This window comes from Richelia sinica FACHB-800 (assembly GCF_014698825.1).
GTDB lineage: Bacteria > Cyanobacteriota > Cyanobacteriia > Cyanobacteriales > Nostocaceae > FACHB-800.
The window spans coordinates 15,237-35,643 of sequence record NZ_JACJTT010000024.1; the positions used below are offsets into that span (position 1 = coordinate 15,237).

The window sequence follows — 20,407 nt, forward strand, 5'->3', positions numbered from 1 at the left end:
AAAAGTCTAAAAAAATATATATGACCAGTCCCACCGCAACGTTACTCATTTCCTGTCCCGACCAAAAAGGATTAGTAGCTAAAATTGCTAACTTTATCTATGCCAACGGTGGTAATATTATTCATGCAGACCAACACACAGACTTTGAAGCAGGTTTATTCCTAACGCGGATAGAATGGCTGTTAGAGGGGTTTAATTTACCTAGAGAAGTAATTGGCACTGCCTTTAATGCGATCGCACAACCTTTAAATGCTAAATGGGAATTACATTTTTCTGATACCGTTCCCCGCATTGCTATTTGGGTCAGTCGTCAAGACCATTGTTTATTAGATTTAATTTGGCGACATCGTGCTAAGGAATTTACAGCCGAAATTCCCCTAATCATCAGCAATCATCCCCATTTAAAAACCATTGCTGAACAATTTGGCATCGATTATCACCATATTCCTATTACTAAAGAAAATAAACTTGAGCAAGAAGCAAAACAACTAGATTTACTCCATCAATACAATATTGATTTAGTTGTTTTAGCCAAATATATGCAGATTGTCACATCTGATTTTATTCAAAAATTTCCACAAATTATTAATATCCATCACTCATTTTTACCGGCATTTATTGGTGCAAATCCTTACCATCGAGCTTTTGAAAGAGGCGTGAAAATTATTGGTGCAACTGCCCATTATGCAACTACTGAATTAGATGCTGGGCCAATTATTGAACAAGATGTAGTAAGAGTTAGCCACCGGGATGATGTGGAAGATTTGATTAGAAAAGGTAAAGATTTAGAACGAGTAGTTTTAGCCAGAGCTGTACGGTTACATTTACAAAACCGAGTTTTGGTTTATGGTAATAGGACAGTTGTATTTGAATAGGGAACAGGGAACAGGTGACAGGTGACAGTGTTAAAAGCCTTTGAATATCCTGATTTATTAATCATTATCTAGAGATTTATCCTATGTAGGGGCGGGTTGACAAATATCTTGATTTATTAATCATTATCTCGATAAACCCGCCCCTACTAATGTAATTTACTAAATCTGTTGAGAATCAAGGGATTTCTGTGGCTGCATTTGAGATAGACTAGGCACTAGGTTGTATTGTCCAAATAATTATGTCCTCAACTTCCACCCCTTCCCTGCGTGAGCAACAACATCCTCTAATTCGCAGTTTAGCAGATACAATTGAGGCTGTTTGGCATAGATACTTAGAGTTATCGCCTTATCACTTACCTGCGGAATTGGGATATGTGGAAGGTAAGTTAGAGGGTGAAAAACTGACTATCGAAAATCGTTGCTATCAAACACCCCAGTTTCGGAAAATGCACTTGGAACTGGCTAAGGTGGGGAATAATTTGGATATTTTGCACTGCGTGATGTTTCCCCGTCCAGAATATGACATTCCCATGTTTGGTTGTGATTTAGTCGGGGGTAGGGGTCAAATTAGTGCAGCGATCGCTGATTTATCTCCTGTAAACTTAGAACGTATCTTACCTGCGGGTTATAACTCTGCGCTACAAGCCTTAACATCAGTGGAGTTTTCCCAACCCCGCGAATTACCCACATGGGGAAATATCTTCTCGGATTTTTGTCTGTTTATTCGTCCGGCATCCTCTGAGGAAGAAGCCAAGTTTCTGGCACGTGTTCAGGATTTTCTAGAAATTCATTGTACCCAAGCGATCGCTTCAACTCCAGCAACACCAGAAAAAATCGCACAGATTATTGCTGGACAGCACAATTACTGTACCAAACAACAGCAAAACGATAAAACCCGTCGTGTGCTAGAAAAAGCCTTTGGCCCAGAATGGGCAGAAAACTACATGACTACAGTTTTATTCGATTTACCAAATTAACCTACTTCCCGCCATAAAAGTTAATAACTAACAATTACAATCCCAATTTATTGGGATTTGTACTTTTGTGATTATCATAGCAGGTTATACCAATGATATAGCATTTCCTAGTCTAATAAAGTACAAAATTATCTGCGTTAAATTATGATTGATTTTACCTCACTGGAATGGGAATAGCTATAAAATAGAACATCTTGTGTAATCAGCATTTTAAATTTTTGACTTTTATTTTTTCATCGTGTATCTCTGTGGTGGACATCTTACCCTTAAATCTTCTGTAAGCTGCGTTACGTTTTCCCTCAAGTAATAAATGTAGAATTCATCCAAGCAGAGTTAATGGAGTTAAGATCAGCTAGTAGGGAAAACTATATATCTCTTATTACTTTGTGTGAATCTACTCATTATTTATCATCTACCCTAGCAGTCAATTAACAATCAAGTTCAAAAAACCTGATGTAAGCAATTGTTGATTTGACATCAGTTTGTTCTTGATGAGCTTCAAAATATTGAGGGCGATGGCATGATGTCATTCAGCCACAGTCGTTTTTTTCATGTTCTTTTGTAGAATTTAAACTTGCTTATTTTTCTTGTCCAAAAATTTCACAATAAAACGACGGGGTGTAAGCTGCAATTGCTAACCAGTAACAGTTATAACAGCCAAATGGTAACAATTGACATGATAAAAGTTCTTTTGTTATCTAGTTTTTATTATCAATTGATGACCTACCACAGGCAATTGCTATACCTGGAAAATTGGGAGGCAAATAAATTTATCAACCTCACGTTAAATTGATGATTAGCAATAGAGTTGGTGAATTCAAAATGTAAGGATTCTAGGGTTAGGTGCAAAGATTAAAAAAATCTACTTTTAGTGATAATTCAGCATAATTTGGTCAAATCAGGAATTAAGAGCATCAAAGTTACGTAGGAAAAAATCTGAATTCTTACAGAAAGATTTTGAATTTGTTCCACTCTGAATCAAACCCAGAAAATCGCAAAGTCATAGCCTTTGGCAGTTAATTAGTTACTGTTCAGTCAACTGAATGGGCACAGGTTGATAAGTCTTGTCCAAAAAGTTCCAGACTGGTTTTTTCACTAATTCCACTGCGACGAATTTGCATTTGTATTTTCATCAGCACAATTCAGATAAATGGGCAAAGTATTATGTCTAGGGTGACTGAGAAGCAAAAAGTGACAGAACAGCCACTAGAACAGCCTCAGATTTGGTTGGGTATTGCTGTAGCTTTACCAGTAGCGATCGCAGCTGGTGTACTTGCTACCGTGAAAATTGAACAACTGAAAAAGATTGCCACACCGGTTCCTGTGGTTCCAGTGAGTAACACTGTCAGTGCAATTGGCAGATTGGAACCACGAGGAGAAGTGATTAAAGTCTCTGCCCCTGCAACTGGTGTAGCTACACGGGTTCAACAACTCTTGGTCAGAGAAGGGCAACGGGTACAGCAAGGTCAAGTCATCGCTATTTTAGACAGTCGTAACACTAATCTGGCTGCGGTTGAAGAAGCAAAAGCCAAGTTACAAGAAGCGCGTGCCAATTTATATCAAGTCCGGGCTGCTTCACCAAGGGATCTACAAGCTCAACAAGCTGTCATTGCCCGTCTAGAGGCCCAATTATTAGGGGAAAATCAAGCCCAACGTGCCCTCATCTCCCGTGTGGCTGCCCAATTAACTGGGGAAAGAATTGGCCAACAAGCTACAGTCAAGCGATTAGAGGCTGAATTACGAGGGCAAAGAGACAGTTTAAGAGCGGTTGTGGCAAGAATCAGGGCTGAAGAACGCAATGCTCAAGTTGATTCTGGACGATATGAATTCTTATATAGACAAGGTGCCATTTCTCAACAAGAACGAGATAGAAGAAGATTAACTGCCGTTACTGCTAGACAACAGCTAATTGAAAGCCAAGCTAACTTTCGTCAAGCAATAGCCACACTGCAACAGCAAATAGCCCAAGCCAGAGCTAATCAAGTGCAGACTTTGGCAGTTTTGCAACAGCAACTAGTAGAAGCAAAAGTCAATCGAGAAAAAACTATTGCCACTTTGCAAAGGCAAATTGATGAAGAAAAAGCCAGATTCAGACGGATTTTAGAGGTGACTCCTGCTGATTTACAAGTGGCTCAAGCTCAAGTAAGTAATGCGATCGCTCTCGTGCAAAAAGCCCAAGCTGAACTCCAGCAAAGTTATGTGAAAGCACCCATTACTGGTGAAATTCTCCAAGTTAACACCAAATCGGGTGAAATCATGGGTAACAATGGCATTGTGGAAATTGGCCAAACTGACCAGATGGTTGTCGTGGCAGAAATTCCCGAAGATAGCATTGGTAAAGTACGCTCCGGCCAAACGGCAGTTATTACCAGTGATAACGGTGCATTTGAAGGAGAATTACGAGGCAGAATTACAGAAATTGGCAGAAGAATTGGTAAGAAAGATGTCCTCAATACAGACCCGGCTGCCGATATTGATGCCAGAGTTGTAGAAGTGAAAATTGCTCTACCTCCAGAATTTAGTCAACAAGTTTCTGGTTTAACTAACGCAAAAGTAGTAGTTGAAATCAATACTAATCAAGGAAATTAATCATAGTTAAAATGAACCAGAAAATACCTTTGTCTTGGCTACAACTGACTAGAGAAAAAACTCGTTTAGCCGTAGCTTTGTCAGGTATTGCCTTTGCTGATATTTTGATGTTCATGCAAATAGGTTTTAGAGACGCACTCTATTACAGTAACGTCAGAATGCACAGCAGTATCATGGGCGATGTGGTTTTAATTAACAGCCAATCTAATGCTGTGCTGTCAATGAAATCCTTTTCCCAACGGCGACTTTATAAAGCCTTAGACTTGCCCGCAGTCCAGTCTGTCCATCCTATTTATCTCGACTATACTAGCTGGAAAAATCCTGTAACTGGTCGCCCCCGCAGTATCCTCGTTTTTGGCATTAATCCCGACACCAATGTATTGAATTTGCCGGGAATAGCCGAAAATTTGAATCAATTAAAACTACCTGATGTAGTTCTCTATGACCGTTCTTCTCGTCTGGAATATGGGCCAATTGCTGCGGATTTTGACCAGGGAAAAACCGTCAATGCTGAAGTGAGGAGAAGAAGAATTAAAGTCGGTGGATTATTTACTTTGGGTGCTTCCTTTGGTGCAGATGGTAACTTAGTTACTAGTGATGTTAACTTTTTAAGAATTTTTACAAACCGTCAACGGGGATTAATTGACATTGGTGTCATTAAACTAAAACCAGGGTCCGATGCTAATCAAGTAGCTCAGGCTTTGCGGAGTTATTTACCACGAGATATCAATGTCCTCACCAAACAAGAATTTATCGATTTTGAAAGAAATTATTGGGCAAGTAGCACAGCGATTGGTTTTATTTTTACTTTAGGTACCATCATGGGTTTCATTGTGGGAACCGTAATTGTTTATCAAATTTTGTATACAGAAGTAACAGATCATTTATCTGAATATGCTACGCTCAAAGCTATAGGCTACACACAAAACTATCTTTTATCTGTAATTTTGCAAGAAGCATTAATATTAGCAGTCATCGGTTATATTCCTGGGTTAGCTTGCTCATTATTAATGTACAAAGTTGCTAGAGATGCGACACTTTTACCAGTTTTTATGGATTTATCTCGTGCTATCATGGTGCTGATTCTGACCATTTTAATGTGTTTTATTTCCGGCATGATTGCTATTAGGAAATTAGACTCTGCCGACCCTGCTGATATTTTTTAATTCATCCATCTATTTTGATTACAAAATCACAAATGATCAGCAAAGAACCTGTAATCGCCATTAAAAGTCTCAACCATTACTATGGAAGAGGCTCTCTGAGAAGACAAATTTTATTTGATATTAATCTGGATATATATCCAGGTGAAATTGTCATTATGACTGGTCCATCTGGTTCCGGTAAAACTACATTACTGAGTTTGATAGGCGGATTACGTTCTGTACAGGAAGGTAGTCTCAAGTTTTTGGGTGAGGAACTATATGCAGCTAGTCAAAGTAAACTAGTGCAAATTCGCCGCAATATTGGTTATATTTTTCAGGCTCATAACTTATTAGGATTTTTAACTGCCAGACAAAATGTGCAAATGGCAGTAGAATTAAGTGAGAACATTTCCCAAGCTGAAGCTATTAAACAGTCAGAAGCAATGTTAGCATCGGTGGGTTTACAGGAACGAGTTAACTATTATCCGGATAACCTTTCCGGTGGGCAAAAACAAAGAATAGCGATCGCTCGCGCCTTGGTTAACCATCCTCCTCTCGTCCTCGCAGACGAGCCTACAGCCGCCTTAGACAAGCAATCAGGACGGGATGTAGTAGAAATTATGCAGAGGCTAGCTAAAGACCAGGGAAGTGCTATTTTGCTCGTTACCCATGACAACCGGATTTTAGATATAGCTGATAGAATCGTGCAAATGGAAGATGGCCTTTTAACTCGTGACGCTCAAAATATTTCTACCAATCAGCATAAATAGGGTTGGCTGAAAAAGTTATGTGTGAGGGGTAGGAGTATGGCTACGCCACGCTACGCGAACAGAAGTATGCCTACGGCACGCTACCGCTGATTATTATAGCTTTTCGGTTTATTTAGCAAGCTCTAAATAGAGCACCAAAAATAGAGCACCAAATCTCTACACCAGCGGTGTAAATCATCAATTATGAGCAAATGTAAATGGTATTACTAATTTCAGGTAATGCCTAATTCCCTGGTTAAATATATTAATTTGCACCCTAGAAAATGGAAAAAACCGAAAGATAATTCAGATTTTTAGGTGTGTAATACCCATGTCAACAATTAGGGCAATAGAGCTAATTTATCAACTTTCAATAAGTCGATATTTAAGTTAATCAAAGCCAAAATTGCTAATCCCAATGGTATGACACCAGTCATATCTCATAATTGATTAACGGTTAGTACGGAAAGTAACATTCACCCCTTCATTGGATTGTTCTAGCACCAACAAAGGTGTGGGTTTTGCTTTTTGATCCCAGTGCATATAGACAATTCGTCCTTGTAGTGTTGGTTGCCAAGTGTCATCCTCATCTCTAGGACTTAAATAGGTTTCAATACAATCTATTAATTGACTAATGGTAGTTGAAGTTGCTTGTGTAGGTAGTTTAGTTAAGCGGATTTGAATCCGAAATAGAACCCGTTTAGTAATATTTGGCGGTACACCTGTTTCATATTCAACATCAAAAAGTTCTTCTACCTGCCTAGCAGTATTACTAGCAATTCCTACCATACCTTGATTAGATTGGCTAGGACGCAATGCTTGAGAAAGTGTTTCTTTTACCTTGATTTTAACTTGATTTACAATTCCAAAATGGAACACTTCTTCTGACATCCGCATCCGCAGATAGTCAAGGTTAAAATCTCTGGAGTGCACTAAGTCCGGGTTAGTTTCCATGTTCCGAATGGTTTCTAGGGCTAATTTGAGCTTTTTCTCTAGTTCCCTGGTGCGAAATTTTTCAAACTTAACCTTTTTCTCCAGCTGCGTCTTTAAGGTTTTTCCATAAATAATCAAGGCCACCAAAGCTATTAGCAGTCCTCCACTACTAAACATTAAGATGACTGGTGGGATGGGAAAATCTGGCTGAGAAGCAGGTACTTCAGCCTTGGTTTTTTTGGGCTTTGCTCCTGTAGCTTGAGCCAGAATGATTGTATTGACCATATTTAGCAAATTAATCCTCCATACTCTCTGATTTTTAGGATGCCCAAATCATTGATGTCAATTGACGGTAGTATTAAGATTTTTTTATAAATTTTTGTAATGTAAATATGAATTTTCCGTTAGTTCCTCCTGTCCATCGTCTCATCAAATTAGAAGAATGTCAGCATGTATTTAAAGAACTCAGCAAAATACGTCTTGTTGCGACAGATATGGATGGAACATTAACTAAAAATGGTAAATTTACATCTGTACTTTTACAAGCATGGGAAAAGCTAGCTTGTGCTGGTATTCAAGTCATGATAGTCACAGGACGTTCTGCTGGTTGGGTGAATGGAATCAGTAGCTTAATGGACATTGGGGGAGCGATCGCAGAAAATGGTGGTTTATTCTATCCACCAGGAAATCTTGACCCAATCACCTTAACACCCATATCAGATTTTACCCACCATCGTCAGCAACTAGCAGCTGCTTTTGCTCAACTACTCAACTCCTACCCAACATTGTGCGAGTCTCACGATAACCGCTTTCGTCTCACAGACTGGACATTTGATGTCGCAGGTTTAACTCTCCCAGAACTCCAACACATCGACTATCTTTGTCAACAGATGGGTTGGGGATTTACTTACAGTAATGTGCAGTGTCATATCAAACCCCAGCAACAAGATAAAGCCACTGGGTTAAAACAAGTCATCAATCAATACTTTCCCAGCTATTCACCAGCACAAATTATGACCGTGGGTGACAGTCCCAACGACGAAAGCCTATTTAACCCAGATGAATTCCCTTTATCGGTAGGTGTAGCTAATATTCTCAAATATGCCGAACAATTGCAGCATCAACCCCTTTACATCACTGAAGCAGCTGAAGGTGAAGGATTTTGTGAATTATCTGAATATATATTGACCAGTCTTTCCCATCCAAAAAGCTAATTAGCTAAAGCGCATCTAGTTTGCGTGCCATAAATGCCAATAGGTCAAACCTGATCCTTTGGGGTTGTATAGCAGGTGATAGAGAACAGGTAAGCCATCTCTTTCCCAATTAGTCTAATCAATACAAATGCACTATACTAAAAGAGTAGCAGCACCAGCAGAACTTCCTGACTATAGGTCTGTTTTCATGCTGCTAACTGGTTGGACATTAAACTTGCAGATTCAACCATTTCTAATCATGGGTTTCTCTGTCACTTCTATCTCAATACCGTATTTTTACTAACTAAAAAAACTATATTTATCAGAACTTTATGGAAATCCCCAAATAGTTAAATACTAGTTCAGTATTTATTCGCAATTTATCCATAAAATAGATGGGACTGATTAGACAAAATAAACAGTCCTAAATTTTGCTGCCATACCAACTCAACTTTTGAAACATCGTCAATACCTGCTTCACAAACTTATTGATTATTTTTTGATGATGCAGCAGTAATCACAACGCAAAATCTAGTATCTATAAGGGTTTAACCAATTGGCATTTGCCATTTAACTATCTCTACATACTGCCATCTAATACATCAATTAGGTTGTACTTATCAAACACTTTTTGTCCCTAATTAGATAATAACAATAATAACTTTTGTATCACAATAGACATTTTTTTTGATACTGGGTACTCTAGAATCAAGTTCATCAAGATACAAAACACAGTGAAACCCCGATGAATTAAAGGTTATAAGCCCTGATTATCAGTCGGATTTTTATGAAATCACTGTGCATTTTCACAACCAAACCTGAGGATTTAGTATATGAAAACGCAATCTCCGATATCAGTAATCAATAAGTTTAAGCAATATCATTTTTATATTTTCTTTGTTATTTTGTATTTAACGGGACAGTTCTTCAAGAAACCATGAGTTTAAATAGCATTAGTTAAACCATATCTTTCCGTTATCAGTTTCATCACAACAGGTTTACAAATATGATCAACACAAATACTCAATCAATGATTCTCCCGAGTTTAATTAATTCTTTAGGAGAAAACCATGCAAAAAATCCTAAATTTGATGTATTGCAACCCCTGCGCGAATGGTTAGACAACATCCAAATTGACAACCGCAAATTTGCCAAATTGATTGCAAAATTGATTCCTGCTCAATGTCCCTTTGAACGTGACATCGTTCTTTTCGGTCGTAAGATAGCTCACATTCCTCCCATGTGCAAGCTCAACCCCTTCTATGACCAATTCGTAGGCTTGCGTTTTCGCGCATTATGTTATTTAGTGGATGAGTGTGGAGAAGATATCCAATCCTACTGCTAAATTCATCAAACCGCATGGAAATTAAAGTCGAGCATCAACCTACTCAAGAACGTCTCAATCAGTTGGGTGTATCCAAATGGGCGATTTGGCAAAAGGAAGTATCCAAATTCCCGTGGACTTATGACTCTCAAGAAACTTGTTACTTTTTAGAAGGAAAGGTTATTGTCACCCCTGATGGTGGACAGCCAGTGCAAATCGGTAAAGGAGATTTAGTTATTTTTCCAGCTGGTATGTCGTGTATTTGGGAAATTACCAGCGCCGTCAAGAAGCATTATCTCTTTGATTAATTCCTCACCAAACACCAAAAGAGAGCATTAACAAATATTTACTAGTTAGTTTACAGTCATTGCTTGCTGACCAGAAAACCAACATTTCAACACAGAATTGGTTATTTATGGAGTTTCGCAACGAGTTACATTAAATAACTAAAGTTGCAGAATCGTTAAGTTGCTGATTACCTGAGTGTTAAACTTCTGTTGCGACTCCATCCCTGAAAAGTATTTATCTATCTCAATAGTCATGAACCTTAATCTGCATCTGTGCAAAGATGTGGAAACCCTATTGCCTTCCTTGATGAGCAAATTAGTAATTTTTAGTACCAAAACTCAAAAACCAGCCTAAATCCAGATTTTCGCTGCAAATCACTTCCCATAAGCAACATCAGGCAGAAGTTGCGATTACATTAAAGACAATTCAAACGTTTTCTTACCTGATGGGGTTAAATCATGCTGTTACATTTAAGCACTTGGCAGGAAGTTGAAACTTATTTACAAACATCCCAAGGAATTATTCTTCCCATTGGTTCTACAGAACAGCATGGGCCTACTGGTTTAATTGGTACGGACGCAATTTGTGCAGAAGTAATAGCACGTGGTGTGGGGGAAGCAACTCAAGCCATAGTAGGGCCGACTATTAATGTGGGTATGGCATTACATCACACTGCTTTTCCTGGGTCAATTAGTTTACGTCCTAGTACCTTGATTCAGGTAATTCGAGATTATATAACTTGTTTAGCAAAAGCTGGTTTTAGCAAGTTTTATTTTATTAATGGACATGGTGGAAATATTGCCACTTTGAAAGCTGCTTTTTCAGAAACCTATGCACATTTAGAAGACTTACAATTAGCTCATGCTGCCAAGGTGCAATGTGAAATTGCTAACTGGTTTATGTGCAGTTCTGTATACAAGCTAGCTCATGAGTTATATGGTGACCAAGAAGGATCTCATGCTACCCCCAGTGAAGTAGCTGTGACTCAATATGTCTATCCCGAAGCTATTAAATCTGTGTTGATTTCACCCACAGCACCAGCAGGGCATAAGATTTACAGTGCTAATGATTTTCGCCAACGTTACCCTGACGGTAGAATGGGTTCAAATCCTGCTTTAGCGACTCCAGAACATGGTAAGCAATTTTATGATTTGGCAGTGGAGGAATTAACTAAAGGATATTTGGCGTTTTTAAGTCAGGAATAAGAATTGAGAGAATATCCTTAAATATCTGCTGCTAAAGGTTGTAGAGACGAGATTTTGATTCAGCGTCTCTACAGGGTCACTATTAACAGTGGTGTATGGCACTTAAAAAACCAGCAACTAGCTAAATCTTATCCCTTGCCAATCACTAATGACTAATGGCTCATGACTATTAAAATAGTCTGGTAACCGCTCAATCAACAAAGCGGTGATTAGAGATAACTAACTGATAATTATGGGTAAGCAGCGCGTTCTGTCGGGAGTTCAACCAACTGGTAACTTACACTTGGGTAACTACTTGGGTGCAATTCGCAACTGGGTGGAAATTCAAGACCAGTATGAAAATTTCTTTTGTGTGGTCGATTTACATGCGATCACTGTACCACACAACCCCGCCACTTTAGCGGCTGATACTTACACCATCGCTGCTCTTTATTTAGCCTGTGGCATTGATTTACAGCATTCTCACATTTTTGTCCAATCTCACGTTTCGGCACACAGTGAACTGTGTTGGTTGCTAAACTGCATTACCCCCTTAAATTGGTTGCAAGATATGATTCAGTTTAAGGAAAAGGCACTCAAGCAAGGTGAAAATGTTGGTGCAGGGCTGTTGACTTATCCAGTTTTGATGTCTGCGGACATTTTGCTTTATCAAGCTGATAAAGTACCGGTGGGTGAAGACCAAAAGCAACATTTGGAATTAGCACGGGATATTGTCAACAGGTTTAATCATCAATTTGCTAAGGATAAACCTGTATTAAAATTACCTGATCCTTTGATTCGCAAAGAAGGTGCAAGGGTGATGAGTCTGACTGATGGGACAAAGAAAATGTCTAAGTCTGACCCATCGGAGTTAAGCAGAATAAATGTTTTAGACCCACCAGACCAAATTGCCAATAAGATTAAACGCTGTAAAACTGACCCAGTGAGAGGGTTAACTTTTGACGATGTAGACCGTCCAGAATGTAATAACCTATTAACTCTCTATATGCTGCTGTCTGGCAAGACCAAGGAAGCTGTGGTCGCTGAATGTGCAGATATGGGTTGGGGTCAATTTAAACCTTTGCTGACCGAAACTGCAATTAATGCCCTCAAACCAATTCAAGACAAATATCAGGAGGTCATGGCAGAGAAAGGTTATTTGGAGTCGGTGTTGCGAGATGGTCGGGAAAAGGCAGAGGCTATAGCTAACCAAACTTTGGCAGATGTGAAGGCAGCTTTAGGCTATACCGTCCCCCTCTAAGGTTTACTCTTGAAGGTGTAATGTGTTTTACCCTTTAAGAAAACCAAATTGATCATCAATTATGCAGGATACCCATAGCACCAGTGCTGTAAATAACTTCCGAAAAGCGGTAGCAGCAGGAGATTTTCTCGTTACTGCTGAGGTCGCACCCCCGAAAGGGGCAGATTCTACACATATGATTGAAATGGCGGCGACTCTTAAGGGGAGAGTTCATGCTGTCAATATTACTGATGGTAGCCGTGCTGTGTTGGGGATGTCGTCTCTGGCAGCGTCTGTGATTTTATTGCAACATGGTATTGAGCCAATATGTCAGATGGCTTGTCGCGATCGCAACCGTATCGCTCTACAAGCAGATTTGATGGGCGCTCATGCTTTGGGTATCCGCAATATTTTAGCTTTGACTGGCGACCCTGTAAAAGCAGGTGATCATCCTGATGCTAAAGCTGTATTTGATTTAGAATCTGTGCGGCTGTTGCAGTTAATTAGGAAGATGAATCAGGGTGTAGATTTTAATGATAAAGCCTTGAATGATGGTGCATTAGATTTATTTACAGGTGCAGCAGTAGACCCCCAAAGTGCCAGTTGGTCAGGTTTGCAAAGCCGATTTGAAAAAAAGATAGAAGCCGGAGCGCAATTTTTCCAAAGTCAATTAATTACTGATTTTGAACGCTTAGAAAAGTTCATGGATAAAATCGCTTCTGGTTATAATAAACCAATTTTGGCGGGAATTTTTCTGTTGAAATCAGCCAAGAATGCTCAGTTTATTAATCGCATGGTTCCAGGTGTAAATATTCCTGACCATATTATTGATAGGTTAGCAAAAGCAAAATATCCCCTAGAAGAAGGAATGAAAATTGCGGCTGAACAGGTGCAGATAGCCCGCCAATTATGCCAAGGTGTACATATGATGGCGGTAAAGAAAGAAGATGCGATCGCACCGATTTTGGATTTAGCGGGGGTAGAGAAGGTTAATTAAACAGAAAAGCGATCGTATTGAAGTGTAGGATGCGATCGCTTTTTTACCCCTAATAACAAGAGGTTTTAGCATCTAGCTGCAAAGGTGCCAAGTTTGGGTATGACACCAAAAGTTGAATTTTTCTATTGTTCTAGAGATATAGGAATCCTACTTGAATATTGTTCAGTATACTGAGATTCAAACTTTGCTTTGATGGTGCTTCCAGTTTGGAATTTGTATGGCTTACGCCACGCTATGCTATCAGAAATTAAATAGAAGTCCTATCAGAAATACAAGTTTTTCAGAAAATCATAAATCAACTATTTACTTCATGAAAAAAATATATTTAACCGTACTAATACTTAAACAAACATTTACTATTGACAAAAAAATAACTTTTGTAAATACTGTTTAGTTGTGATTAAAAATTAATTCACACATAACATCAGGGATGCAATATATCTATGCTGACTGGCTCGCTTGTCAATCGACAGTTGAAAGCTGTTGTATTTATCGATTCGTCAGTTTCTGACTATGACACTCTCAAATTAGGAGTTGTAAAAGATGTAGAACCAATCATCATTTCCTCTAACCGAGATGGTATTCAGGAAATAACAGAATTTTTACAAAAGCATCCGCAAATATCTACCATACATATCGTCTCTCACGGATCTCCTGGATGCTTGTATTTAGGAAATAGCCGACTGAACTTGAATAATTTCAGTCAGTATGCTGAATTATTGGAAAATTGGCATAGACAAAGTATTTTACTCTATGGTTGTAATGTTGCTGCGGGGGATGCAGGTGAAGAATTCATTACTAAGTTGCATGATATTACAAAGGCAACGATTCAAGCATCCGCAACAAAAACTGGAAATGCAACATTAGGTGGAGATTGGAATTTAGAAGTAACCCTTGGTTCTATCAAAGCTCCTTTGGCATTTAGTGATAACTTTCTAGAAAGTTACAACTATACCTTGGCTGCTACAGTTGGCTACTATGATATGGACTTGGGTCAAGGTAATAGTAATCAAGTTCAAGCAATTAACAGTTTGGGTCTGAATGCTGTAAATCTCAGTGATTTAAGTGCTATAGATTTGAATGGTATTGATGTTCTTTTGATTCAAAATCCTAACAATTACGGTTATGGCACCGAATTTTTAAGCCGGTTATCTGTAATCCAACAAGCAGTTGCTAATGGCCTAGTTTTAATCATCCATGATCGCTATGTAGATAATGCGGAGTCTATTTTACCAGGACTGAGTGGAGACTTTATTTTTAGAAATTATGGTAGCGATATCAATGTTCTTGATAATAATACTCTAGCCACTCAAGGGCCTGCTGGCACTGTTACTAGTTCAAATTTAGATGGAGGAAATTCTTCCTACCATGGTTATGCAGATATTTCTAGACTGCCCATAAATACTCAAACTCTTCTCTCCACTGGTAGTTCAACCCAGGCAGTAACGTTTGCTTATTCCTATGGTAAGGGTTATGTTGTTTACTCCTCAATTCCCTTAGACTATTATTTAACAGGTTATTCACCAACCGCTTTTGGTAATACTTATGCCCCTAATATTTTGTCCTATGGGGTGTCCTTACTAGACAATGTGCAAGACAATTTTAACTCAGGGTCGGTAAATAATAGTCTTTGGGCAAGTATAGTTGGTGGTGCAGCGAGTTCCTTACCTCCAGGTAGTTCAGGAAACTCTCTTTATTTCAATGGTATTTCTCGTTCTGCTACAACTGTGGCGCTCAATGTAGTCAATGTTGGCACCATATCCTTTGATTTGGCTAGAGGTGATAGCAGCATTATTGGATGGGAGACATCTGATTATGGTGAAGATGTAATACTGGAATACTCTATTGATGGCGGTAGCACATGGACGCATATTGCTTCCTATGGTACAGGTAGTCTTCCTTGGACTAATTACAATGTTGTCATTCCCACCGCAGCTAGAACAGCAGCTACCCAATTCCGTTGGCAACAGTTATCCAATAGTGGAGCCAACTTTGATAACTGGGCTATAGATAATGTGGTAGTTTCTGCCGCGACTAACGACGCAGCAGTAGTTACCACTAGCAGTAGCTTTGTATCCTACCTAGAAAATGCAACAGCAACCATTGATTCAGCAATTACAGTCAGTGATGTAGATTCAACAAATCTCATTAGTGCTACCGTCAGCATTACTTCGGGCTTCGTTGCTGGGCAAGATATCCTCAGTTTCACGAATCAAAATGGGATTACTGGCAGTTATAACAGCACGACCGGGGTTTTAACTTTAACTGGTGCATCTAGCATTGCTAATTACCAAGCGGCTTTACGCACTATTACCTATCGTAATACCAGCGATAATCCTTCTACTACCACTCGCACTATTGGCTTTAGTGTCAATGACGGTGTTATCAATAGCAACCTTGCTAGTCGCAACGTTACCATTACTGCTGTAAACGATGCTGCGGTAGTTATTAGTAGCGGCAACAATTTATCCTACCTAGAAAATGCAACAGCAACCATTGATTCAGCAATTACGGTCAGTGATGTAGATTCAACAAATCTCATTAGTGCTACCGTCAGCATTACTTCGGGCTTCGTTGCTGGGCAAGATATCCTCAGTTTCACGAATCAAAATGGGATTACTGGTAGTTATAACAGCACGACCGGGGTTTTAGCTTTAACTGGTGCATCTAGCATTGCTAATTACCAAGCGGCTTTACGCTCCATTACCTATCGTAATACCAGCGATAATCCTTCTACTACCACTCGCACTATTGGCTTTAGTGTCAATGACGGTATTGTCAATAGCAACCTTGCTAGTCGTAACGTCACCATTACAGCTGTTAATGATGTCCCCGTATTAGGACAAGAATTGGGAACCAGTAATACTGCCTTCAATATCCGAAATGATAATGGTGCAATCCAAAATCTCTCCTTTAGCGGTAATGAATTTTATCGTTTAGGAACCTATTTTGCAGACTGGGGTTTGCAAGCGGGAACCGATACCAGCAGTTTCAGTTTATTTTCTACCAATGGAGGTATACCATCTGGGGTATCAGGTCTTTCTGTTACGAACAATGCTTCTCAGGTATTGGTTAAAGGCACTTATACAGGTGGTGGTACAAATATTGGTTTTTTGCGTATCTATTCCTTAGTGACTGGACAAAACGCTGTTTTAGTAGAGACGCGATTAACCAATAACGGTACCTTAGCAGCGCAACTAAGAATTTTTGATACTTTTGACCCAGATCAACTAAACAACATCACAATTAACGATACAACAACCCTAATTACTGAAGCAGGAACAACGAATGTTGCTGAATCTTCCAATAGTGGAGGTCTTTCAGTTGTTATGGGTGGCTTAACTAATAACGCTACTGTTGGTTTCCAACCTAGTTATCTGGGCATTAGGAGTGGAAGTGAATTAAATAGCTTCTTTACCAGTCCTACAGACCCTAATGATAGTAGCTATGATGGTGGGTTAAATATTGGTACAGAACAGACTATAGGTGCGAATCAAAGTGCCACCTATTCCTATATCCAAGCCTATGGCACGACCTTGAGTGCAGCTGAGTCCACTTTCATTAACAGTATTGCTCAACAACTCCTCGTTTACACCGAAAATTCTAGTGCTACAGTAATTAGTTCCACAGGCTTTGGCATTAAAGATGTAGACAACACAAATATTATCAGTGCTACTATCCAAATCACAGGAGGATATCAAAGCAGTCAAGATCTCTTATCAGTAGTTGGCATCTTACCATTGGGAATTGCTGCTAGTGCATTTAATGCAGCTACAGGAACATTAACTCTATCTGGTAGTGCAACTTTAGCTAACTATCAATTAGCTTTACAACAGATTGGTTACAGCAATACCAGTGATAATCCTAATACGACAACTCGTACTGTCAGTTTTACTGTAAACGACGGTTTTGTTAACAGTAATACTGTTACTCGTAATATTTTTGTTACTGCTGTAAACGATGCTGCGGTAGTTATTAGTAGCGGCAACAATTTATCCTACCTAGAAAATGGAACAGCAACCATTGATTCAGCAATTACGGTCAGTGATGTAGATTCAACAAATTTAGTGAGTGCTACCGTCAGCATCACTTCTGGTTTCGTGACAGGGCAAGATATCCTCAGTTTCACGAATCAAAATGGGATTACTGGCAGTTATAACAGCATGACCGGGGTTTTAACTTTAACTGGTGCATCTAGCATTGCTAATTACCAAGCAGCTTTACGCTCCATTACCTATCGTAATACCAGCGATAATCCTTCTACCACCACTCGCACCATTGGCTTTAGTGTCAATGACGGTGTTGTCAATAGCAACCTTGCTAGTCGCAACGTCACCATTACTGCTGTTAATGATGCTCCTGCTGGTCTAAGCTTAGATAATATGGCAGTTGCAGAAAACCAAGTAATTGGGACAGTAGTTGGTAACTTTAGCAGCACCGACCCAGATATAGGTAATACTTTCACTTATAGTTTGGTTACTGGTACAGGTGATACTAATAACGCATTATTCACCATCATCGGTAATCAGCTACGAACAAAAGCTGTTTTCGACTTTAAAACTAAAAACAGCTACAGCATCTTGGTCAGAACTACTGATCAAGGTGGTTTATTCTACAATCAACAATTTACCATCAACATCAATATGAGCAGTAATCAATTACTACAGGGAAGCACTGGAGACGATTTCTTTATTGGCAATGACGGTTATGATACTATCATTGGCGGTGCTGGTGTTGATACAGTCGATTACGGACAACTGGCAACTAGTATTACCTTAAAAGCCCAGGGAATAGTTGATAAAGGTCATTTAGGCACAGACATTGTACAAGCAGAAATATTTATCGGTAATGCTGCTTTTACTAATGCTATTGACGCTTCTTCTAGCTTTACCAATGCAATTAATGTCAACTTATCAGCAAATACCTTAACCGTATTTGGTTTACCTTCTGGTGATGCAACCTTTGATGTATATAACTTCACTGATGTTAAAGGTAGTCAATTAGGCGATGAAATTATTGGTGATGAACAAAATAACCGATTAGAAGGACAAGGTGGAGACGATCGCATTTATGCTACTACAGGGAATGATACAATTATCGGTGGAGATGGTTTCGATACTGTAGATTACAGTTATGTTGATTCAGCTATTACCTTAAAATCTCAGGGTATAGTTGCTAAAGCAATAGGTGGTACAGATATTGTACAAGCAGATCAATTTATTGGTAACGCTGCTTATCGCAATAGTATTGATGCTTCTAGTAGTACCACTACTTCCATTAACGCTGATTTATCTCTGAATAGTTTGACAGTCTTTGGCTTACCTTCAGGAGAATTGACCTTTGATGTAGCAAATTTCCAAGATGTAATTGCCTCTCAATCTGATGATCAGTTAACTGGTAACGAGCTTGATAACCTTCTTGACGGTCAGGCTGGAGATGATCTGTTTTTTGGAACTGTTGGCTCAGATACAATGACTGGAGGCAGCGGTGTTGATACTGTAGATTACAGTAATTTGGCAGGAGCAATTAAGATTAAACCCACTGGTTTCATTGAAAAAGATGAAGGTTTATTAGGGGTTGATAAGGTTGCTGCTGAAGTTATCATCGGCAATGCAGATTACATCAACATTATTGATGCTAGCTCCAGCACTACTGCTTCCTTAGAGGTTGATTTATTCAACAATAGTTTCAAAGTGTTAGGAACTGCTGTTGGTAATCTGAGTTTTGAAGCGCAGAACTTTTCTAATGTCATTGGTTCTCAGGTAGCAGATATCATCAAAGGTGACAGTGGCAATAATAATTTGAGAGGTGAAGGGGGAAATGATACCCTTACTGGTGGTGCGGCTAGTGATGTTCTCAATGGTGGTACAGGAATAGATACTGTATCTTATCTAGGTTCCACTTCTGGTGTAACGGTGAATTTAGCAACTGGTATTGGTAGTGGGGGAGATGCGGCGGGTGACTCTTTTGCGTCGCTTGAAAATGCTACAGGTTCAGGGTTTAATGATAACCTGACTGGTAATACCTTGAACAACATTCTCAATGGTGGTGCTGGAAACGATAACTTGAGTGGCAGTTCTGGTAACGATTCGGTCTTGGGTGATATCGGTAATGATGTATTGATGGGTGGTTTAGGAGCTGATACCCTAGATGGAGGAGCAGGAACTGATACTGCTTCCTATGCTACTGCTAGTGCTGGAGTATCTGTGAATCTGTCTATTGGTAATGGTACTTTGGGTGAAGCAAATGGCGATCGCTTGATTGGGATTGAAAGACTCACAGGTTCTAACTATAGTGATAACCTCATTGGCAATACTGCTAGCAACACTTTAACCGCCAACAATGGTAATGATACTTTAAATGGCGATGCTGGTACTGACACCCTAATTGGTGGTTCAGGTAATGATTTCTTGGTTGGTGGTTTAGGCAATGATTTCCTCACGGGAGGCACAGGTTTAGACAACTTCCGATTTAATAGTAAGAGTGAAGGAGTAGACCGCATTACTGATTTCTCAGTTGTTGATGATACTATTAGCATTTTAGCGTCAGGTTTCGGTGGCTTAACTGTAGGTACATTATCTGTAAGTAGATTTGTGATTGGTAGCACTGCCACTAATTTCAATCAACGCTTTATCTACAATAGTAGCAACGGCAATTTGTTCTTTGACCGCGATGGTGTGGGTACAAGTTTCAGTAGCATACAAATCGCAACTTTAAATACTGGGTTAGCTTTAACTAACACAGATTTTCAAATTGTGTAAATGGCTTGAATCGGAAGAACCCCACCCCGCCAAAGCTGCGCTTTGTCTCCCTTCCCCGCAAGCGGGGAGGGGATTAAGGGGAGGGGTGTAAAGACTGTAGTCACCATAACTAATTTCCCGGACATGATAAGTAGTCGTGCAAAATAAATTTT

Annotated in this window: 13 protein-coding genes; 12 read left to right on the top strand and 1 reads right to left on the bottom strand. The window is 39.3% G+C overall.

Features of this window, described 5'->3' with window-relative positions; all coding sequences use genetic code 11:
- Positions 1–20 precede the first annotated feature (20 nt).
- The 5 genes from purU to H6G73_RS16125 all read left to right on the top strand — a co-directional run bounded on the left by purU (position 21) and on the right by H6G73_RS16125 (position 6,356).
- Positions 21–875, top strand: coding sequence for a formyltetrahydrofolate deformylase (gene purU, locus H6G73_RS16105; protein ID WP_190606249.1), 855 nt, complete (start codon positions 21–23; stop codon positions 873–875).
- Between the two features lie 239 nt (positions 876–1,114).
- Positions 1,115–1,852 (top strand): phycocyanobilin:ferredoxin oxidoreductase, encoded by a 738-nt coding sequence (locus H6G73_RS16110; RefSeq protein ID WP_190606251.1) that lies wholly within the window; start codon positions 1,115–1,117, stop codon positions 1,850–1,852.
- 1,164 nt (positions 1,853–3,016) lie between these two features.
- Complete coding sequence (locus tag H6G73_RS16115; protein WP_190606253.1) at positions 3,017–4,441, top strand: HlyD family efflux transporter periplasmic adaptor subunit; 1,425 nt, start codon at positions 3,017–3,019, stop codon at positions 4,439–4,441.
- A gap of 11 nt (positions 4,442–4,452) precedes the next feature.
- On the top strand, positions 4,453–5,607 hold the full coding sequence (gene devC, locus H6G73_RS16120) for an ABC transporter permease DevC (protein ID WP_190606255.1): 1,155 nt from the start codon (positions 4,453–4,455) through the stop codon (positions 5,605–5,607).
- Between the two features lie 32 nt (positions 5,608–5,639).
- Entirely contained in the window at positions 5,640–6,356 is a 717-nt protein-coding gene (locus H6G73_RS16125; RefSeq protein WP_190606257.1) for a DevA family ABC transporter ATP-binding protein, read from the top strand.
- Positions 6,357–6,785: 429 nt separating this feature from the next.
- Here H6G73_RS16125 and H6G73_RS16130 read toward each other — a convergent pair whose 3' ends face one another.
- Entirely contained in the window at positions 6,786–7,553 is a 768-nt protein-coding gene (locus tag H6G73_RS16130) for a hypothetical protein (RefSeq protein WP_190606259.1), read from the bottom strand.
- A 209-nt stretch (positions 7,554–7,762) separates the two neighbouring features.
- Here H6G73_RS16130 and H6G73_RS16135 point away from each other — a divergent pair, with 209 nt between their 5' ends.
- From H6G73_RS16135 to H6G73_RS24485, 7 genes are all read left to right on the top strand, one after another.
- A complete protein-coding gene (locus H6G73_RS16135; RefSeq protein ID WP_242034225.1) occupies positions 7,763–8,482 on the top strand; it encodes an HAD hydrolase family protein in 720 nt (239 codons plus the stop codon).
- 985 nt (positions 8,483–9,467) lie between these two features.
- A complete protein-coding gene (locus H6G73_RS16140; RefSeq protein ID WP_190606264.1) occupies positions 9,468–9,806 on the top strand; it encodes a Mo-dependent nitrogenase C-terminal domain-containing protein in 339 nt (112 codons plus the stop codon).
- Positions 9,807–9,820: 14 nt separating this feature from the next.
- The gene (locus tag H6G73_RS16145; protein ID WP_190606266.1) at positions 9,821–10,093 is read left to right on the top strand and encodes a cupin domain-containing protein; all 273 of its coding nucleotides are present in this window, start codon (positions 9,821–9,823) and stop codon (positions 10,091–10,093) included.
- 438 nt (positions 10,094–10,531) lie between these two features.
- Entirely contained in the window at positions 10,532–11,278 is a 747-nt protein-coding gene (locus H6G73_RS16150; RefSeq protein WP_190606268.1) for a creatininase family protein, read from the top strand.
- A 232-nt stretch (positions 11,279–11,510) separates the two neighbouring features.
- The gene (trpS, locus tag H6G73_RS16155; protein ID WP_190606271.1) at positions 11,511–12,518 is read left to right on the top strand and encodes a tryptophan--tRNA ligase; all 1,008 of its coding nucleotides are present in this window, start codon (positions 11,511–11,513) and stop codon (positions 12,516–12,518) included.
- A gap of 61 nt (positions 12,519–12,579) precedes the next feature.
- On the top strand, positions 12,580–13,494 hold the full coding sequence (locus H6G73_RS16160) for a methylenetetrahydrofolate reductase (protein ID WP_190606273.1): 915 nt from the start codon (positions 12,580–12,582) through the stop codon (positions 13,492–13,494).
- 443 nt (positions 13,495–13,937) lie between these two features.
- Positions 13,938–20,255, top strand: coding sequence for a DUF4347 domain-containing protein (locus H6G73_RS24485; protein ID WP_277925193.1), 6,318 nt, complete (start codon positions 13,938–13,940; stop codon positions 20,253–20,255).
- The last annotated feature ends 152 nt before the right edge of the window (positions 20,256–20,407 follow it).

Bases quoted from the DNA above. Each gene is read 5' to 3' on its own strand.
- H6G73_RS16150 (WP_190606268.1), top strand. From the start codon at position 10,532: ATGCTGTTACATTTAAGCACTTGGCAGGAAGTTGAAACTTATTTACAA.
- H6G73_RS16145 (WP_190606266.1), top strand. From the start codon at position 9,821: ATGGAAATTAAAGTCGAGCATCAACCTACTCAAGAACGTCTCAATCAG.
- H6G73_RS16160 (WP_190606273.1), top strand. From the start codon at position 12,580: ATGCAGGATACCCATAGCACCAGTGCTGTAAATAACTTCCGAAAAGCG.
- purU (WP_190606249.1), top strand. From the start codon at position 21: ATGACCAGTCCCACCGCAACGTTACTCATTTCCTGTCCCGACCAAAAA.
- H6G73_RS16130 (WP_190606259.1), bottom strand. From the start codon at position 7,553: ATGGTCAATACAATCATTCTGGCTCAAGCTACAGGAGCAAAGCCCAAA.
- H6G73_RS24485 (WP_277925193.1), top strand. From the start codon at position 13,938: ATGCTGACTGGCTCGCTTGTCAATCGACAGTTGAAAGCTGTTGTATTT.
- H6G73_RS16135 (WP_242034225.1), top strand. From the start codon at position 7,763: ATGGATGGAACATTAACTAAAAATGGTAAATTTACATCTGTACTTTTA.
- H6G73_RS16115 (WP_190606253.1), top strand. From the start codon at position 3,017: ATGTCTAGGGTGACTGAGAAGCAAAAAGTGACAGAACAGCCACTAGAA.
- H6G73_RS16140 (WP_190606264.1), top strand. From the start codon at position 9,468: ATGATCAACACAAATACTCAATCAATGATTCTCCCGAGTTTAATTAAT.
- trpS (WP_190606271.1), top strand. From the start codon at position 11,511: ATGGGTAAGCAGCGCGTTCTGTCGGGAGTTCAACCAACTGGTAACTTA.
- H6G73_RS16125 (WP_190606257.1), top strand. From the start codon at position 5,640: ATGATCAGCAAAGAACCTGTAATCGCCATTAAAAGTCTCAACCATTAC.
- devC (WP_190606255.1), top strand. From the start codon at position 4,453: ATGAACCAGAAAATACCTTTGTCTTGGCTACAACTGACTAGAGAAAAA.
- H6G73_RS16110 (WP_190606251.1), top strand. From the start codon at position 1,115: ATGTCCTCAACTTCCACCCCTTCCCTGCGTGAGCAACAACATCCTCTA.